General features: G+C 61.0%; 13 protein-coding genes and 3 pseudogenes. 3 read left to right on the top strand and 13 right to left on the bottom strand.

The annotated features are described in order from the left end of the window. Positions 1–8: 8 nt before the first annotated feature. Positions 9–86, top strand: coding sequence for a hypothetical protein (locus OKW43_RS09030; protein ID WP_376776384.1), 78 nt, complete (start codon positions 9–11; stop codon positions 84–86). A gap of 651 nt (positions 87–737) precedes the next feature. On the opposite strand, the gene OKW43_RS09025 is transcribed toward OKW43_RS09030, so the two are convergent. The 5 genes and pseudogenes from OKW43_RS09025 to OKW43_RS09005 all read right to left on the bottom strand — a co-directional run bounded on the left by OKW43_RS09025 (position 738) and on the right by OKW43_RS09005 (position 5,658). Then, on the bottom strand, positions 738–2,336 hold the full coding sequence (locus tag OKW43_RS09025) for a hypothetical protein (protein WP_429446661.1): 1,599 nt from the start codon (positions 2,334–2,336) through the stop codon (positions 738–740). Positions 2,337–2,715: 379 nt separating this feature from the next. After that, a pseudogene (locus OKW43_RS09020) lies at positions 2,716–2,793 on the bottom strand (IS6 family transposase); the annotation flags it as partial. A 60-nt stretch (positions 2,794–2,853) separates the two neighbouring features. Next, positions 2,854–2,928 carry a pyrroloquinoline quinone precursor peptide PqqA gene (gene pqqA / locus OKW43_RS09015; protein WP_113062024.1) on the bottom strand — a complete coding sequence of 25 codons (75 nt, stop codon included), beginning with the start codon at positions 2,926–2,928 and terminating at the stop codon, positions 2,854–2,856. Between the two features lie 228 nt (positions 2,929–3,156). Beyond that, positions 3,157–5,178 (bottom strand): hypothetical protein, encoded by a 2,022-nt coding sequence (locus tag OKW43_RS09010; protein ID WP_429446659.1) that lies wholly within the window; start codon positions 5,176–5,178, stop codon positions 3,157–3,159. A 99-nt stretch (positions 5,179–5,277) separates the two neighbouring features. After that, positions 5,278–5,658, bottom strand: a complete 381-nt coding sequence (locus tag OKW43_RS09005; RefSeq protein WP_376776382.1) for a transposase — start codon at positions 5,656–5,658, stop codon at positions 5,278–5,280. A gap of 100 nt (positions 5,659–5,758) precedes the next feature. On the opposite strand from OKW43_RS09005, the gene OKW43_RS09000 reads away from it, so the two are divergent. Further along, the gene (locus tag OKW43_RS09000) at positions 5,759–6,025 is read left to right on the top strand and encodes a hypothetical protein (protein ID WP_027196908.1); all 267 of its coding nucleotides are present in this window, start codon (positions 5,759–5,761) and stop codon (positions 6,023–6,025) included. 1,201 nt (positions 6,026–7,226) lie between these two features. Here the strand turns inward: OKW43_RS09000 and OKW43_RS08995 are convergent. The 8 genes and pseudogenes from OKW43_RS08995 to OKW43_RS08960 all read right to left on the bottom strand — a co-directional run bounded on the left by OKW43_RS08995 (position 7,227) and on the right by OKW43_RS08960 (position 15,893). Further along, positions 7,227–7,808: a hypothetical protein gene (locus OKW43_RS08995; RefSeq protein WP_187635831.1), complete on the bottom strand. Its 582-nt coding sequence runs from the start codon at positions 7,806–7,808 to the stop codon at positions 7,227–7,229. Positions 7,809–7,927: 119 nt separating this feature from the next. Beyond that, positions 7,928–9,193: an IS256 family transposase gene (locus tag OKW43_RS08990; RefSeq protein WP_429444807.1), complete on the bottom strand. Its 1,266-nt coding sequence runs from the start codon at positions 9,191–9,193 to the stop codon at positions 7,928–7,930. A 137-nt stretch (positions 9,194–9,330) separates the two neighbouring features. Continuing rightward, positions 9,331–9,906, bottom strand: a complete 576-nt coding sequence (locus tag OKW43_RS08985) for a hypothetical protein (protein ID WP_187635830.1) — start codon at positions 9,904–9,906, stop codon at positions 9,331–9,333. 594 nt (positions 9,907–10,500) lie between these two features. After that, on the bottom strand, positions 10,501–11,430 hold the full coding sequence (locus OKW43_RS08980; protein ID WP_429446656.1) for a recombinase family protein: 930 nt from the start codon (positions 11,428–11,430) through the stop codon (positions 10,501–10,503). Between the two features lie 47 nt (positions 11,431–11,477). Beyond that, positions 11,478–11,930, bottom strand: a pseudogene (locus OKW43_RS08975) (MFS transporter); the annotation flags it as partial. Between the two features lie 134 nt (positions 11,931–12,064). Continuing rightward, entirely contained in the window at positions 12,065–14,020 is a 1,956-nt protein-coding gene (locus OKW43_RS08970) for an aconitase family protein (RefSeq protein WP_429446654.1), read from the bottom strand. Between the two features lie 135 nt (positions 14,021–14,155). Beyond that, positions 14,156–15,060: pseudogene (locus OKW43_RS08965) on the bottom strand (LysR family transcriptional regulator). Positions 15,061–15,164: 104 nt separating this feature from the next. Then, positions 15,165–15,893 (bottom strand): 2OG-Fe(II) oxygenase, encoded by a 729-nt coding sequence (locus OKW43_RS08960; RefSeq protein ID WP_429446652.1) that lies wholly within the window; start codon positions 15,891–15,893, stop codon positions 15,165–15,167. 207 nt (positions 15,894–16,100) lie between these two features. Here OKW43_RS08960 and OKW43_RS08955 point away from each other — a divergent pair, with 207 nt between their 5' ends. Continuing rightward, positions 16,101–16,748, top strand: a complete 648-nt coding sequence (locus OKW43_RS08955) for a DsbA family oxidoreductase (RefSeq protein ID WP_429446650.1) — start codon at positions 16,101–16,103, stop codon at positions 16,746–16,748. Positions 16,749–16,885 lie beyond the last annotated feature (137 nt).

Below are 16,885 nucleotides of genomic sequence, written 5' to 3'. Positions count from 1 at the left end.
CCGATGAAATGCGCTTGCGGCGCCCCAGCGGCAACGAACTGGCCGTCACCCAGACGAAGCTCGCGATCTACGATGCGCAGCGCTAGCATGCGCAGACCAATCACGACGGCAATGGCGTGCTGGCCTATGCATCGAGGATGGTGAGCTCGCCCGGAACGCTAACTCCCAAACTGCGACGTGAGCAGTCGGCCGACCAAGACGCCCGGCTGACATCCGCCCCCGGGCTGCGCCGTGTTAGTAAGTGCAAGCTGTGACTGTCTCTCACGCGCAGAGAAGCTCTGATCACATGGAGTGACGGAGCTAACCGGCGAGCAAGCGAGGCGTGCGTCAGTTTTCGCCCAGCATCCGCTCTCCGCTGTGACCGATCGAATGGCCGTTGCACCTCGAAAACTGCCGTCAAGGTTGTGCAGGTTCAACGTCCGCAGTGGGTCGCAGGAGTAGGCAGTGCCGACTGGCCGCTTCCGGGAAGCGGAATTCCACTGGCCGCTTTCCGGCGATGAATTTGAAGAGCGGACTGACGCGACCCTGAGCCGTCGGTCGACCCACTGACGTGTAGTGGACGGCTTTTGTTCTGGAGCGGTCATTACTATGCCCCAGGAGACGTCACTTTTGGCGGCTCGCCCAAGGTTGGTCGGCAACCTGCTGCCCAATCCGGCATTATCGGCGAGCTCGCGTGCCCGGAGCGGCCTGCGGTCAGCGGGCGAAGGCCGCAGGCGTCCCGGATTCGGGTGTAACCCTCAGTTACCGTGGCACGTAATGGCGGCGTTTGATGCCCCACCGACTCCCTTGATCTGATCGCTCGTGATCGTGACGCACCGCGGCGTGGATGAGATTCCCGCGCCGCTCACGATAATCGAATAGTTTCCGGGTACCATGCCTGTCTTCAGAGTGAAATCGACCGTCTCCTCGTTCGCACCCTGACCGACGCCTGTCTTGGCCCAATTCGTGGTCCTTCCGTAATACACGTGGCCCGCCGCGTCCTGGAGGCGAACGATGGGGTAGTTTTCATCCGATTCAACATCGTCGCCGTAGCTTGATCCCGCGGATTGGCCATTCATGCGGACGCCGTGCAACGTGAAAACCCCTGCGCCGCTGTACTTGACGTTCGAAAAAACGGGCACCCATGATCGCTGTGGAGCGCCATCCGGGCTGTATACCCAGAGTTGGCGCGACGAGTCAGAGAAGAGTACCTGGCCGTTCGGCAACACCAGCAGCCTTGTGATAAATGCCGCAATGCTGCCAAGGTTAGAATCAGGAATGCTCGGCGACAGAGGCGTAATCGAATTTGCGACTGGGTCGTAATCAAACAGTTGCGTCGGAGGACTGAACAAACCGCTTGTGGGCCCGGCGTCCGCAGCAAAGACGACATGGCCGCTCGGTATCACCGCGCCGGGTGCATCGTCAGAACCAAAAAGAACCGATTTGCCGGCAAGCGAACCAAAGACATCCGGGCCGGGTGCCCACGTGTTGGTCGAGGGTGAGTACAGAGCGGTATGCCCGGTCGCACCGATACCAAAGATCTGCCCCTGAACTCCATTGCCACGAATTTTCAGGAACGGGCCAAGCTCGTATCCGATTGCGGCGCTGCTCAGGGCTGGAATGGTCCCGCGTGCAGAGCCGTCGCTCGGACTGATGCTCGACCACGTATGCGTGGTGGGATCGTAGGTCTCGGCATATTGACCATTCTGCGCGACGCTTTCGAAAAGGTCGTAGGTAAGTACTTTACCGCGGACCATCTTGACCCAGGTCTCCTCGTCGCTGCGATCTGGATAAACCTTGGATCCCCCAAACGACCACGAATTCGATGCGATATCGTAAAGGTAGGTTTGGTTTGTGAAAATCGACCCGGCGAGGATTTTCCCGTTCGGTAGCAACATCGAAGGATCATCTCCAAAGTACTGCTCCGGAAAGTCCGTTACGGGAGCCCACGTATTGGCCAGCGGATCGTACAACTCGCCCGTGTTCGTTATGTTCTGCTGGAGTGGGGTGCCGCTATATTCGCCGCCAAGAACCCAGACCTTGCCGCTCGGTAACACATTCAACGCAAAATACAGACGCGCCTTGCTCATCGGCGCCAAAGCGGACCAAGTGCCGTCCACATAGCTTCCGGTAGCGGAGGGGCTCAGGCGCAACCAGGTGTCGTAAGGATTTCCCTGCACCATGACTGTGCCGTCCGTCAACAGCACCATGGTCCCCACTCCACTGGGTGCAGCATTCGTCAGCTTTGTCCACGTTGCCGCGTGGCCTAACGTAGACCAGCCGAGCACACATACAATGGCGCAAGCAGACGCCTTGACCTTCGCCGCCTTAAGCACTCCATCAATTTCGATATCCATTGTGTTTTCCTAATCATTAGAACGACGTTGATTCGATTTCACCAGATAATGAACACCATCAACACCTGGCCGATTCGGTGAATCTCTCCGTAGGAAAACGAGTTAATGTCCTCGACGACAGGCAACCACACCACGGCCAAAATGCGGTTTCTTGCCACGCGGAGAGCAGGTCCTTCAATGAAAAGAAGGATTGGAGAAGCCCATCGTTTATCTGTGCCGGGCAACGATGAGTGGTGCTGGGACGGGATGCTCGAGTGTTATAGCCACGCGGCGAGACAATATCAATCTGGGATTTTCGCCAAATCTTTGAGCACACGTCGGCGGATTCAGTTTTATCGAGCGGGTTGAGGCCGACAGCGATTACGACTCAACCCGGGCTTTTGACCTTGATATAACTTTCATCCATGCGCCAACTCCTGCCCACCGGGCGCTTGTGCTTGCGAAATGTCTTTTCGAAGCAGAGGTCAAACACAAACCGAAACCGCAAGGGGCCGCGGCGTGCGGCCCGGTTGCGGGCTTAACGCGTAGCGACATACATCACGATTTCAAAACCGAGGCGTACGTCGGTGTAGCTCGGAGTCGTCCATTGCATACGTGCTTTCTCCTTCGGTTGAAACAGCGGTTGGAACAGCGTTGCGCCGGCGGCCCGGCGAAATTTCATGCCCGGTGTCGACAGCAGCCGGCATCACATGCGAAGCTAGGGCTAGCCCTTATGTAAATGGTGACCACCAGTCTTTGCCTCGTTCAGATTGAAACCGATTGCAGCAGTTCTTCCATTAGCGCCAATCGGTTTCGGCACAAACTGGAATTGGCAAAGGCGTCAGTTCGTGGGCACCCAAGATTCAGGGTCGTCCTTGGCACGAAGAATTGTTTCCGCGTGCCACGCTCCACTGCTGAATGGGCCGAAGACGTGGACGGCCTTTCCGACCACGAGCGGAACGCTCAGGTGAGCCTGCTCGGCAGCCGAAGTGTCAACGAGCACAGGGGCTCCAGTCTGAGGTTGGATGGTTATTTGCAACGTGCCTACCGAAGTGACAATTCCGTAGATTTGGCTGGGCAGAGGTCCTGGCGGAGTAGCCGGGGGCGGGACTACGACCGGAGCGAGCGTCCCGCCCGGAGCGAAGATGTTCAGGGCTGCGAAGCTGGCCACAAAGACCTTGCCGTTGGCGACAGTGGGCACGATGTTGGCGTTGGCGCCGTGAGGCCAGGAGCCGGCGACGGACGAGAAGATCGGTGTTGTGCCACCTGAGGCGTCGAAGGCGTATAGCGTCACGTTGGCCGGCGCAGTAGTGGAGGTGGGGCGACCGACGGCCCAGATGATCGCGGACCCGGATGTTGTGCCGTTCGATGAAATCGTCGTGAAAAAGCCACCATCCTGGCCGGATTGGATGCTAGAAAACGATTTTTCCAGTTGCAGCGTCGCCGTTGCCGGAACCTTCCATAGTTTGATGCTTCTGCCGCCGCTGCTGACAACGCGGCGGACGCCGTCCGATCCCATAAAATACGATGGGCCGCACCAGCAGGAACCGAAATCGGCGATGGAACGCGCTCTGCCGGAGTCGTTGTGACCCATCGCGGCCCGGTCGATGAGGTACAGACGGCCGCGCTTTCCGCCGGCAACGAGCGTAGAAGCCGATTGTCCAGGGATGTCCGGTATAACCATGGCCCCACCGGCACCGAAATCGTCGTCCCTCGAATCTAGCGATGCGACACCATTAGTACCTGAAGGGGTGAAATAGTCCTGCAAGGTGGTCAAGTCGGCAGAGAGCCTCACCACGCTTTCCTGGATGTTGTTTGGAGGAGCGTAGGTCGTACCAGACGGGTCTGAGTTCCCGGTGACAGCGTACAGCACCCCCGACGGACCTGCGGCAATGCCATACCCGGACATCCAGATGGATGACAGAAAAAAGGTGTTGGGTGAAGTCGACAGCTTGTCCATCAACTGATTCGCAGGCAGCGGTGACAGCGTGCTCGCCTTCCATCCCAACAACCAGCCTCTCGACTCATCGGCGCGTATGTCGCAAAAGCTGCCGAAAGCGGCGTAGACGTTTCCGTTCGCCAGAAGAAGACCGGCACGCTGGCGGCTGAACTGTGCGGCGAAATGGTGGGTCGTGCCGTTCGTCAGGGTATGCGAAGCCGAGACCGAGGTCGGAGAACCCGCTTTGTCAGCCAAGGTGGTGATGTCAAGAGCGTGGAGCCAATAGCTCGGCGTGCCGCTTACCAGCTTGAACGAGACCACATATAGCGTGTGGGTGCCCAGATCGATCACCGGCGTGGAGTTGATTCCCACGGTGGGGCCGTTGTTGCCACAGCCGCCGGGAAGCCTCGATCGCGGTACCGGAGTCCCGAGGTTCCGTTGGAGGAGCAGCTTGCCGGTGGAAGCCGAGTAGGCGTAAATGTTGTTGGCTTCGGTGGCGACGTATACGACATCCTGCGTTGTCCCGTTTACGCTCAACGCTGAAACAACCAATGGCTGCGCGTCGACCCAGTCGTTCACTGGGTCGCCGAGCTTGATTGCATGCGCGACGCCGAACGAACCGGCTCTGACGTTGGAAGGGGTAAGGGTCGTCTCGCTCGAATTCCAACCAGTACGATTCGTGTCGCCATGATAGGTCAACACGTTCGCGGACGTGGCCGCCAACGTATTGATCGGAGATGCCGTCGCGGCAGGAGCTAAGTCGGTGACTTCTGGAGATAAAGGCTGTCCAACTGACTGCCCGGACGCGACGGACATCCAGGCACCTAAAAAGACGGCGGCGAACAGATAGGATAGGAACGAAAAATGCCTCGCCGAAATTGCGCCGGATCCTTCGTTGTTAGGATTAAGCTTCGCGTTTTTCATGACAGTCCTGCCTTCTTTCCAAGGAGTTATGTAGCAGTTCGCTGGACGCGAAAATCTTCGCGTTTGATTAAACTTATTTCGTAAGCAATCCTGCGCCAGTCAGGACATAGGTGGCGTCCGCCATCCACCGTACGTTGGGTGCTTCGGCGCTGAATTGCCGGCGCACCGGTTCGGGCGCGCGCCGCGCACCCGGGTGCTGCCGCGTGGTGCGGGCCAGCGCCGCCGCCTTACGCCGCACAGACCGGCAAGGCGCATCAGGCGCGCCACGCGCTTGCGTCCGTGGTCACTGGCTGCAAGGTTGTCGCACAGCACTTTGGCGGCGAGATCTTGTACCACCGCCCGTTGTGATAGTCCCGAAACATGCTCGAGGTTCAAGCGGTGCTTGAGACGCTTGTACGCTTCTTCTATTCGCCAGCGCTGATGGTAGAGATCGCCAAACTGGCAGGCCGGATAGCGTGCGCTGTCGAGTAAATTGGTCATCACGACGCGCACTTTGCCGGTGGATACGACGTGACTGCGTGACGGACCAGGCGCACGGTCAGCGCCATGGTGCGAACTGGTCGCTTTCAGGCGGCGTGAAGTGGCGCCGCAGCCAGGCGAATTTTTCCAGTCGGTGCTGATCTATGCGCCTGGCAGGCTGAACCCGAACTACATGATGAACGTCAACCAGACGCTGCGGTTCGTGCTTCAGTTAGGTCTCTCTGAGGACCAGACCGCCTCCGGGTGGGGTAAGTGGCAGTTGCTTCAAGGGCACGGCGTGCACCCCGCGCCTCAGGGACCGGGACGGCAGTTTCATCTGGGCAATGTGTGGACCGTCGACGGCGTCATCGCCCTGCAGCAGCAGTAGCAGCGGGTCTGGCGCAAGCGGTGTCGCCGAAGCGCCGCGACGCTCCAGTGTAGTGGCCGCTGACAGGGCGTCCGCTTCCTGGCAGGTTGATTCGAACGGGCAGAGTCCACTTCTGGCCGACCAGCGCCCGATGAATGAACGCGGGGGTTTCCTCCTGCGCAGCTCTCATGCAAAAGGCAAATCCCGACCCACTTCGGCCCGTCGTCTCATCGAGACGACAAATGCCGCTTCCAATGTACAACAGACATTCGCGTGGTTGACTACCCGCGCAGCAAACCCGGGCATTCCCGGCGGCCGTGTCAGTTGTGCGTTCGGGATTCGCATGATTACGCGTTCTTCACGAGAACCTCGCGCTATTAGGAAGTGCTCCGCGACATCTTGATGGGGACCAAAGGGAGCGCCCCAGGCTGGCCGCTTGGACGAAACAATGGGTCGCTCAATAATGAATTGTCAGCGGCTCCGGGTAGTTCTGCGTGAGCGAGTAGGTGCTTTCGGCATACCAGCCTTTTACCATGTGGAGTCGGTCGGGACGACTGGTGTCAGGCGCGCACTTGCCGTGTGCTACGTACGACCGAAGAGTGACATCCGTTGTGTGGGTATCGGGCGCCACGTACGCCGTCGCGTCAGCACCCTCTCTCACGACTATCGAAGGCCTTAATATGTCCGATGCATCGCCGCCCGCAGGAACGACCGGAGGGCCACTGCAGTCCGTAGTCGGATATCCAAGGGATGATGCCAACCACCCCCATTGATACTGGGATGCAGGATACTGGCCCCCGCTGTCAAACGGCCGCGAAATCGGTACAAGAATGGTCGCTCCGCTAACATGCAGAACGACGCCCGGGAAAAAACCGAGTGTGACCACTGGCCCGACATTCTTTCCTGTTGCGTCGAAGACCTTCAGGACGCGATGTTCCCCTTGTTTGCCGGCTTCCGGGCCGTCGGAGCGGTTGCCATCACCTCCGTACGACAATGACGTTATACCCGAAGCGAGCAAAACAGCCACAAGCGATTTGCGCATTTGAAATCTCCCTTGGCGGTGACGGGGTAGGCGGCCCTAAGGTCCGTGCTCCTTGCCGCCGTCGAGTAGTGCTACCTTCCGGCGCGCCAGTCCGATGTACGAGTCGAAAGAGTGGCTGTGCCAGATGGTTAGCGATAGGTGCTGAGTCAAGCTGACACAAGGCGCTTTATGAACGGGCGCTCAATCATGAATTGTCAGCGGCTCAGGGTAATTCTGCGTGAGCGAGTAGGCGCTTTCGGGAATCCAACCTTTATCACTGATGGAGGGGGGCACCCTGGGGTAGCATTGGGCCGGGGACCCTGCCCGATACGTCAGGGCAGTGATATCCGCTGAGTAGGTGTCGGGCGCGATGTACACCGTTGCGTCAACACCCTGTCTAACGACTACTGAGGGCCTCAATGTCTCCGTTATATCGCCAATGATTAACGGGGGCCCACTGCAGTCAGTACTCGAATAAAAACTGATGTCATCGGAGAATTTGCCCGACCACTTATATTGGGACGCAGTAATCTGGCTACCGCTGTCGGATACCCGTCGAATCGGTACAAGAATGGTGGCTCCGTTAACATCGAGAACGACGCCTGCCGCCGAGCCCGCGGCGACCAGTGGCCCGACACTCTTTCCTTGAGCGTCGAAGACCTTCAGGGCACGATGGTCACCTCGTTCGCCCGTTTCCCGGCCATCGGCGCGGCTGCCATCGTGACCGTATGACAGTGACGTTACACTTAAAGCGAGCAAACCAGCCACAAGCGATTTGAGCATTTCACATCTCCTATATCGGCGACGCGATCAGACGGCCCCGGGGAACTTGCAGTCTTGCCGACACAAATTTTAGAGCTAACGTCAAGAGTGGTGTATGGGCAACTTGAAGGCAGGCGCTTTCAGGCGGCGAGTTTCTGCTGAACCCGTTGATCGTCTTTCACCTGTTCGCCGTCCTTGAAGGCAATGCCCTCCAGCAGCAGCTTGATCTGTGCAGGGCCGTTGATACGGCGCCAGGTTTTCTCGGCTTCCTCGATCAGCTTGAATGCCAGGCCCAGGAAGGTCGCTCGCGACACGCAGTTGCGCGTACGCGTGGTGCGGTGGCGCACGGTCGCGAACGTCGACTCGATCGCATTTGTCGTGCGCAGATGCTGCCAGTGTTCCGCCGGGTAATCGTAAAAGGCCAACAGGCTTTCCCGGTCCTTCTTCAACGTTTCGGTGGCTTTCGGATACTTCGCCGCGTAGACCGTCACGAAACGATCGAAGGCGGCGTATGCGTCAGCGCGCGTCGCGGCCATCCAGATCGCCTGCAGGTCTGCTTTGGCTTTGCCTTGCTGCGACTTCGGCAGCGCATTGAGCACGTTGCCCATCTTATGGAACCAGCAGCGCTGGCCTCGCGTCGCAGGAAACACTTCTTCCAGCGCGGCCCAGAAGCCCATCGCGCCGTCGCCGATCGCCAGCAGCGGACCAGCCTGCAGGCCTCTCGATTTCAGGTCGAGCAGCAGTTCCTGCCAGGACGCCTTTGACTCCCGGTACCCATCGCCGATCGCCACGCGCTCCTTGCGCCCATCCGGCCTCACGCCGATGATCACCAGCAGGCACTGGCCGTCCGAATTCTCGCTTCGCAGCCCCGTGTGGATCCCGTCGACCCACCAATACACGTAGTGCGATTTCGACAGATCACGTTGGCTCCAGCTGGCATGTTCGTCGGCCCACTGCGCCTTCAGGCGGCTCACCACATTGGCCGACAGACCCTTGGCATCTTCGCCTAGCAGGACGCTCAGAGCCTCGCTCATGTCGCCTGTCGAGATGCCTTTCAGATACAGCCACGGCAGCGCAGCACTCACGCGTGGCGACTTCCTCACATACGGCGGCACAATCGACGAATTGAACTTCACACCAGATCCTGATCGATCGCGAACCTTCGGGACCTTCACGGCAATTGGCCCAGCCGCCGTCAACACTTCGCGCTCAGGCAGATAGCCGTTGCGCACCACGGCGCGCTGGCCGTGCAAGGTCTTGACGTTCTCGAACCGCTCCAGCAGCGCCGCGAGCTCGGCTTCGATCGCCTGCTGGATCACCTGCCGGGCTCCGTGCCGCACCAGTTCGTCCAGACCCAGACCGGCTCCCGATAGACCAACGACTTCTTTTTCCGTAAACTTGTTCATGGTGGATGGTTTGTTGTTTGCTGGTTTCCGACTTCGACAATCAGATTCTCAGCTGAAACCTCCACCGCCTACAATCTCCCGCCTCAACTCCCCCGTACACCACTTCCGACTTTAGCTCCAAATTTTATCAACAGCGATCAATAATGAATTGTCAGCGGCTCCGGATTGTTCTGCGTGAGCGAGTAGGTGCTTTCCGCCTGCCAGCCTGGTACATTAAAGGGAAAGGGCGAAGATGAAACGCAATCGCCGTTAACCAATGACGACCTCAAGGTGACGTCCATTGAGTAAGTGTCGGGTGCCACGTATACCGTCGCGTCAGCACCCTGTCTAACGACTGAGGAGGGTCTCAATTTCGCGAATATGTCATCAATAACAGGAACCCCACTGCAGTCCGAAGTTGGATATTTAGCAGGGTTGAAGTCGCCAGCCCATTCATACTGGGAGGCAGAAATCTGACCACCGCTGTTGGACGCCCGCTGAATCGGTACCAGAATGGTGGCTCCGTTAATGTTGAGAACGACGCCGGCCGTCCGGGGAGGGCTCGAGACCGAGACCAGTGGCCCGACACTCTTTCCTTGAGCGTCGAAGACCTTCAGGACGCGATGCTCTCCACGTTCGCCATTTTCCCGGCCGTCGGAGCGGTCGCCATCGCCACCGTAAGAGAGTGACGTTACGCTCAAACAGAGCAAAGCAGCCACAAGCGATTTGCGCATTTGATATCTCCTTTTGTCGGTGACGTGGTCAGACGGCCCCTGGCACCCGCGGTCTTCGGGTTCTCGAAGGAAGGGAGGTTCCACGTGCCATTGATTGACGCGAAGCTCATCCGGGGCGGGCCAGCGAGCAGAGTGGTACGGGAAATGCGGTCGCCGCTTCCGGTGCGATCGATGCGATGCCTCGCTCCTGCCGCCGTCGAAAGGCGCTACCTTTCTGTGCGGCGGTCTGACGGACGAGCAAAGAGATTAATCGAATAGTTAAAGATAGATGCTGAGTCGAGCTAAGACAAGGCCGTTTGTGGCCTCTTTGAGGCGGCGAATATTCGGCAGGGTATTGTCGATTTTCTAATTGGCGCAGGCCAAACGCTTGACATAAGGATCGCTGATTATGCGGCAATGCGATCCAGCATCGGACTGTCCGTTACGGTTGTCCATGCCTTTCCCACGCCTGCTTGCGGGCCTGCCCTTCTATTGCGCCTTCGCGTGGTAGCGGCAGTGGCAGCCCAATTCCCCAGACGCCCGTCTACGGCGGCACATCGGCGTCGCGGACGTGCGGCTGCCGGTCGGTTACGGATGGCACATTACGACCGCTCCTCAGCGTATGCGTCGACGTCGTGTCTGCTGTCGAATGCGAAGGAGACGTTCGAGCGTCCACATCCAGACATTCCCCAATGTCCCTTCATGGCCGATTGGGTGCCCACCGGTAGTGAACACCTTGTCGCCTACCAGCGCGCGGGAAGTGATAGTGCGATTGATCGCGGCGACCGGGTAACGCTCGCTGACCGACAGGCCTTCTTCTTCGAGCCGCTGCGCCGTACCGAGCCCGCCATATCCGGCCCGGTAGAGTTCTATCGCGCGCCGCCATGCTGCCGCTTTCTCCGGGATCAATTCGAACCGTGCGAGCTTGTCCGGGTTATCGATGTAGCGCACCCACGAAGGGGCTTGCGTGGGACTACCGACCAGCCCGCGAAACTTGCCTTCGATCCACTGCTCGGCACGCTTGCGGAACGCGTCCCCGACAAGCTGGCTTTTGCGGTCGCTTTCTTCGTGCGCGCGAATCATCGACAGTACGCTATAGATGAGGCTCATCGGGTCGGCGCGCAGGCTGTCTGCGTTGTACTCGCGATTGTCGGTCGCGGTGACGACCGTAATCCCGGCATTGACGATGCTGGCAAGCTGCGCCTGAGCATCCAGCGCGCTCGCGCGCGAAAGGCGGTCGAAGTTTTCGACGATCAGAACCGAGCCCCAAGGGATGCGGCCTCCCTCAACGGCTTTGAGGAACGCGCCGAGAGCGCCCTTCTTGATGTGCTTCTGGTGGTAGGCGCTCAGGCCTTCGTCGCGCATCGTGAGCGACTCGTCCAGCTCGAGGCTATGCGAGGCCGCCCACTTCGCGGCGTACTCTGCCTGACGCTCGGCGCTCGTGCCGGCTGCCTGCTTCAGCGAACTGAACCGCGTGTAGCTGTAGACTCTGCCAGGGGGATGGGAAGGCGCGAGTTTGCGCGCTGATTGACGTACGGGTGCCATCTGGATTCGACCAAAAAAACGGGTGGAATCCTAAGTATATATTCAATAACCGCGAGCTTTGCCGCGGTGTACCAAAGCAGCGAATAGGTGAACACCGCGCGCCGGCCGAAGCGATCCGCGAGGAAACCGCACGCGATCGTGCCGATAAACAGGCCGCTGAACAGCGCGGCGATGAAACTCGCGACGCCCGTCGAGCCGAACAGGCCATGCGTGGTCGCGCTCAGCATGCCGCTTTTCACGAGGCCCGGCGCGATGTAGCCGGAGTACAGCAGGTCGTAAAGTTCGAAGAAGAAGCCGAGGCTCAGCAGCGCCACGAGCTTCCAGATCGAGCGCGTGGCGGGCAACCGGTCGAGGCGCGCCGAAATACTGCCGGCGTCGAGCGATGCGTGACCCGACGCCTGGTCGGCGGTGCTGCTGGCGGTGCTGCTGGCCACCTCGGTGAAATGCGCCGTGTTGCCGCCGCTGCGCGCGACGGACCCCGCGTGATCGGGGGATGCCATATTGCCTGTCTCCTTCTGTTGCGACTGCTTTTACGGCAACGCTGATCGCTCGCCGCGGCCGGTTCGATGCCGGCCTTGCGTACTGTCGCGCGTCGCACGCACCACGATGCCTCAGCCGGAATCCGGCCTGCATTCTAGCCGTGCACGCGCTGCAATTGCTCGAACGTGGTGATTTTTCCGGCCAGCGCGCTCGCCGCAACCGTGTAGGGACTCGCGAGCCACACGTCGCCCGGCCCCGAACGGCCGGGGAAATTCCGATTGATCGCGCTGATCGTCACGTCGCTGGCGTTGGCCGATTGTCCCGGCCCGCAGTTCGCGCACGAGCCGCAGCCGGGCATCACGAGCGTCACGCCCGCGCGCTCGAACACCGGCAGATAGCCCTGCTCCTCGCAATACGCGCGCACCGCCATCGTGCCGAACTGCAGGAACAGACGCGTGCGCTCTGGCACACGCAGCCCGTGCTCGACGCCCCAACGCAGCACCTCGTGATAGAAATCGAAGTCCTCGCGCTTGCCCGCCGTGCACGAGCCGCCATACGCGATATCGATCGCGACGTCCTGGTCAAGCTGAGGCGCCGGCACGCCGTTGCCGGGGTCGCCCGGACGCGCGAGCATCGGTTCGATCGCGTTCGCATCGAGATGGATCGTGTCGCGATAGGTCGCGCCCGCGTCGCTTTTCATCCAGCTTTCCAGCACGAAATCGACGCCGCGCCGCTCCTTCAGGAACGCGACCGTGCGCTCGTCCGGCTCGACGATGCCGGTGAAGCCGCCGAGTTCCGCGACCATGTTGGTCAGCGTCGCGCGTTCATCGATCGACATCGCACGCACCGCCGCGCCGCCGTATTCGAACACGAGGCCGATCGCGCCGCCCGAGCGGATTGCGTCCATCCGCAACAGATGCAGCACGACGTCCTTCGCGGTCACGCCATCGCGCAACTTGCCGTCGATCTCGATGCGCAGCGTCTGCGGCACCTTGCAGCGCACGTAGCCCGTGACCCAGCTATTGGCGATGTCGGTCGCGCCCGCGCCGAACGCGAGGCAGCCGAGCGCGCCCGCATGCGGCGTGTGCGAATCGGTGCCGCACGCGACCTGCCCCGGCAGCGCGTATTGCTCGGCCATCAACGCATGACAGATGCCCTCAGAGCCGGGCACGCCATCGAGCGCGCCGTGCGAGCGCACCGGGTAGTCGCGCGAAAACGACGCGTGACCCGCCATCAGATTCGCGACGCCGGGCAGCAGACCGTCGCGCACGTGCGGGATGCTCTGCGGCGCGAGCACCAGATGGTCCTGAAACGCGATGATGTGATCCGGCGCATGCAGCGGCGCGGGCATGCCGAACGCGCGATGCATCAGATGCGCGCACATGCCGGTGAAATAGTCGTGGCTGAAGCGCCAGTCGGCGGCGATGAACACGCCGTCGCCGCGCTGCGCGCTTGCAGTGCCCGGACGCAGATGACGGTCGATGATTTTCTCGACCAGCGTTTTCGGCTCGGCGCCCGATGCGTCGTTTGCGGCATCGCTCGCGCGCTCGCCCGGCGCGGGCCAATCCGCGAAGCGGCTATACGCGAGCAGCCCGCCGCTGCGGATGATCTGCTGCGTGAGCGCGTCGCGACCCTTCAGGAATTCGTCGATCGGCACCGCTTCGCCTGCGAGCAGTCGATCGAGCACGGAAAAATCCGTCGTGGTCAGAATGCCGATGTTGTCGCAGTTTTGCTGATAGATACGCTCGAAGCTCTCCGCAACGATAAGCCGGATGCCCGCCGACAACTCCGCGAGCGGGCTCGATTCACGCGACGAGCCCTTGCCGTAGCGCTTGCCCGCCACAGTCACGCGAAAGCCGCCGTCCTTCACCGCATTGCGGCCGATCGGCAAACGCTCGCCGGCCTTGAAGCCGACGTACGGGTACTGGCCGAGACGCTCGTCGTAGGTGAGCATCACGGTGACGGGCGTGATCTCGTCCGTCGACACGTTGTCGCGCAACGGCCCCGCCGTCTCGCGCGTGAAATTTTCGCCGGCCAGTTGCGCATCGATCACGGCCGGGTCCTGCGACAGGTACAGCACGCGGCCGTCCAAACGAATCGTATCGCTCATCACTGCATTCTCCTTGCGCTCACTATACGGCGCGCAAGGCCGATGCCGAAGTGCCGGTGTGACAACGCTGCCGTCTCGTTTCGCGAATGCTCGAGGTTGCGCGGCGGTGCGACGTCCGTGTGTATGTGCGACCGTCTAAGGCTGATTGCCGAGGAACGACACCAGCGCGGCCGCGCTCGCGCTCAACTGCTCGCGTGCCTTGAAGATGATGATCAGATGGCGCTCCGCCCACGGGTCGGCAAGCGGCAGCAGCCGCACGTCGAGCGTGTTCACGTACATCAGTCCGACCGGCTCGGGCACGATCGCGATGCCGAGCCCCGCATGCACCATCCGGCACAGCGTATCGAGACTGCTCACGCGCATTCGCACGTCGAGCTGCCGGCCCGCGCTCGCGGCCTGCTGGGCGAGCAGACGCGTGAGCGCGCGCTTTCGCTGCGCAGGCCGACGAAGCTGTCGTGCAGCAGATCGTCGAAACCTACGCGCGCCGCGCTGGCGAGCCGATGCCCGCCCGGCACCAGCACCGCGAGCCGGTCCTGCCGGTACGGCAACTGCTCGAACGCCTCGCTGCCCGCGACCGGATTGCAGATGCCGAAGTCCGCGCCGTGTTCGTCGACGATACGCAGCACGTCCGCGCTGTTTTCTTCTTCGAGTTCGATCGATACATCCGGAAACGCGCGGCCGAACGCGGCCACGTCTTCAGGCAGAAACTGCACGATCGACGACAGATTCGCGACCACCCGCACGCGCCCTTTGACGCCCGCCGAAAAGCGCGACAGCTCCGCGCTCATCTGCTCGATATTGCCGATGATCGCGAGCGCGTAGCGCAGCACGGTTTCGCCGACCGGCGTCACGGTTATGCCGCGCGACTGCCGCTGAATCACCGGCAGGCCGATCAGCGCCTCGAGCTCGGCAATGCGCCGGCTCACCGCCGACGACGCGATGAACTCGCGCTCGGCCGCGCGCGCGATATTGCGCTCCTGGCATACGGCGACGAACAGGCGCAGCGAAGTGAGGTCGAGTTTCTTGAGCAGGTTTTCCATGGGACGAAGCGACGGGTCTGACGACAATGGCGGCGGCTCGCCGCAATCGTGGCCGTTATCGTCTCACGGCGGCCAGGGTTGCGCCATTGCCCCGACCGCGGTCCTCACAACGCATCATGAAAGATGATGCCGATCGTATGCCGATGCCCCGAGCGCAGGCGGCTCACACCATGCCGCAGATTCACGCGATACGGTCCGCGCGTGCCCTGCACGGGCCGGCTGTTCACGGTGAACACGACCGCGTCGCCCTTCGCGAGCGGCACGACTTCAGCGCGCGACTGCATGCGCGGACGCTGCTCGGTCATCACGAACTCGCCGCCGGTGAAGTCGCGCCCCGGCTCCGACAGCAGCACCGCAACCTGCAGCGGGAACACGTGTTCGCCGTACAGGTCCTGATGCAGACAGTTGTAATCGCCCTCGCCGTATTGCAGGATCAGCGGCGTCGGACGCACCTGGCCGGCGTCGTGGCAGCGTCGAATGAAGTCCGCGTGCTTCGGCGGATAGCGCACGTCGATGCCCATCGCCAAGTTCCAGCGGTTCGCGATCGGCGCGAGGCGCGGATACAGTGCGCCGCGCAAGCCGCCGACGAGCGGCGGCAGCGGATACGCAAAGTACTTGTATTCGCCGCGGCCGAAGCCATGGCGCGCCATCACGATGCGGCTGCGATACAGCGAGTCGCGTGCATAGAGCGCGCTCAGCGCGTCGCATTCGCGCGACGTCAACAGTTGCGGCACGGGCGCGCAACCGTACTGATCGAGATCGTGTTCGATCCGCGGCCAGTCGAGTGCGTCGACGCGTTGGTGGATCGTTTGGGTCGGAGCGATTGCGTTCATCGTCGATCGGGGGCGGCCGGGCTCGTTGCCCGCGCCGTGAAAGTGGCTCGATGAGATTAGTGTACGAGTGTGGTGGCGGGAAAACACTCCGGGTCTTGCGGTCGAATTCGGCCGCGCTGCGCGGGCGAACGATTCACGCTACGCTGTTGGTATTGTGACGGCCGCATTTTTTAGGCTGCATCGCAGTTCATTTCGCCAGGGACAACCATGAAACAGCAGCTCACCATCGATTTCGTTTCGGACATCGCCTGCCCGTGGTGCGCGATCGGCTTGTCGTCGCTGCAGCTCGCGCTCGCGCGGCTTCAGGACAAGATCGACGCGCGTATCGTCGTGCATCCGTTCGAACTGAATCCACAGATGGGACCGGACGGCGAAGACATCGTCGAGTATCTCGGCAAGAAATACGGCCGCACGGCCGCGCAAATCGCCGAAACGCAGGCGATGATCCGTGAACGCGGCGCGAGCGTCGGCTTCGATTTCGGACCGCGCACACGCACCTACAGCACGTTCGACGCGCATCGCCTGCTGCATTGGGCCGGCCTGAAGGGCCAACAGTTGCCGCTGAAGCTCGCGCTATTGCGCGCGTATCACGCCGACGGCAAGAATCCGGGAAATCATGACGTGCTGGTCGAAGCGGCGGAGTCGGTCGGACTCGACGCCAGCGAAGCACGTGACGTGCTGACGAGCGGCGCGTATGCCGGCGAAGTGCGCGAAGCGGAAAAGAACAATCAGGAAATGGGCATTCAATCGGTGCCGTCGATCATTTTCAACCGTCGCTATCTGGTGACCGGTGGCCAGCCGGTCGAGCAATTCGTGCAGGTGATCGAGGAGATTGTGGCGAAAGAGATGGCGTAAGGTCCTGCCAATTGTATGGTTTTTACCCTTCTTTTTTCTCTGTTTTTGAGGCGTTGGCCTTTTCTTGAATTGTTATCGGTCTATTCGCGTTGCCCCTGTGCGGGGCGGCACTCACTTTCTTTGCTGCTGCAAAGAAA

This window comes from Paraburkholderia sp. WC7.3g (assembly GCF_050436345.1).
Classification (GTDB): domain Bacteria; phylum Pseudomonadota; class Gammaproteobacteria; order Burkholderiales; family Burkholderiaceae; genus Paraburkholderia; species Paraburkholderia podalyriae.
This window is presented reverse-complemented; position numbering and strand designations above follow the sequence as displayed.

Bases quoted from the DNA above. Each gene is read 5' to 3' on its own strand.
- OKW43_RS09010 (WP_429446659.1), bottom strand. From the start codon at position 5,178: ATGAAAAACGCGAAGCTTAATCCTAACAACGAAGGATCCGGCGCAATT.
- OKW43_RS08990 (WP_429444807.1), bottom strand. From the start codon at position 9,193: ATGAACAAGTTTACGGAAAAAGAAGTCGTTGGTCTATCGGGAGCCGGT.
- OKW43_RS08980 (WP_429446656.1), bottom strand. From the start codon at position 11,430: ATGGCACCCGTACGTCAATCAGCGCGCAAACTCGCGCCTTCCCATCCC.
- OKW43_RS09005 (WP_376776382.1), bottom strand. From the start codon at position 5,658: ATGACCAATTTACTCGACAGCGCACGCTATCCGGCCTGCCAGTTTGGC.
- OKW43_RS08960 (WP_429446652.1), bottom strand. From the start codon at position 15,893: ATGAACGCAATCGCTCCGACCCAAACGATCCACCAACGCGTCGACGCA.
- OKW43_RS09025 (WP_429446661.1), bottom strand. From the start codon at position 2,336: ATGGATATCGAAATTGATGGAGTGCTTAAGGCGGCGAAGGTCAAGGCG.
- OKW43_RS08995 (WP_187635831.1), bottom strand. From the start codon at position 7,808: ATGCTCAAATCGCTTGTGGCTGGTTTGCTCGCTTTAAGTGTAACGTCA.
- OKW43_RS09030 (WP_376776384.1), top strand. From the start codon at position 9: ATGCGCTTGCGGCGCCCCAGCGGCAACGAACTGGCCGTCACCCAGACG.
- OKW43_RS08970 (WP_429446654.1), bottom strand. From the start codon at position 14,020: ATGAGCGATACGATTCGTTTGGACGGCCGCGTGCTGTACCTGTCGCAG.
- OKW43_RS08985 (WP_187635830.1), bottom strand. From the start codon at position 9,906: ATGCGCAAATCGCTTGTGGCTGCTTTGCTCTGTTTGAGCGTAACGTCA.
- OKW43_RS08955 (WP_429446650.1), top strand. From the start codon at position 16,101: ATGAAACAGCAGCTCACCATCGATTTCGTTTCGGACATCGCCTGCCCG.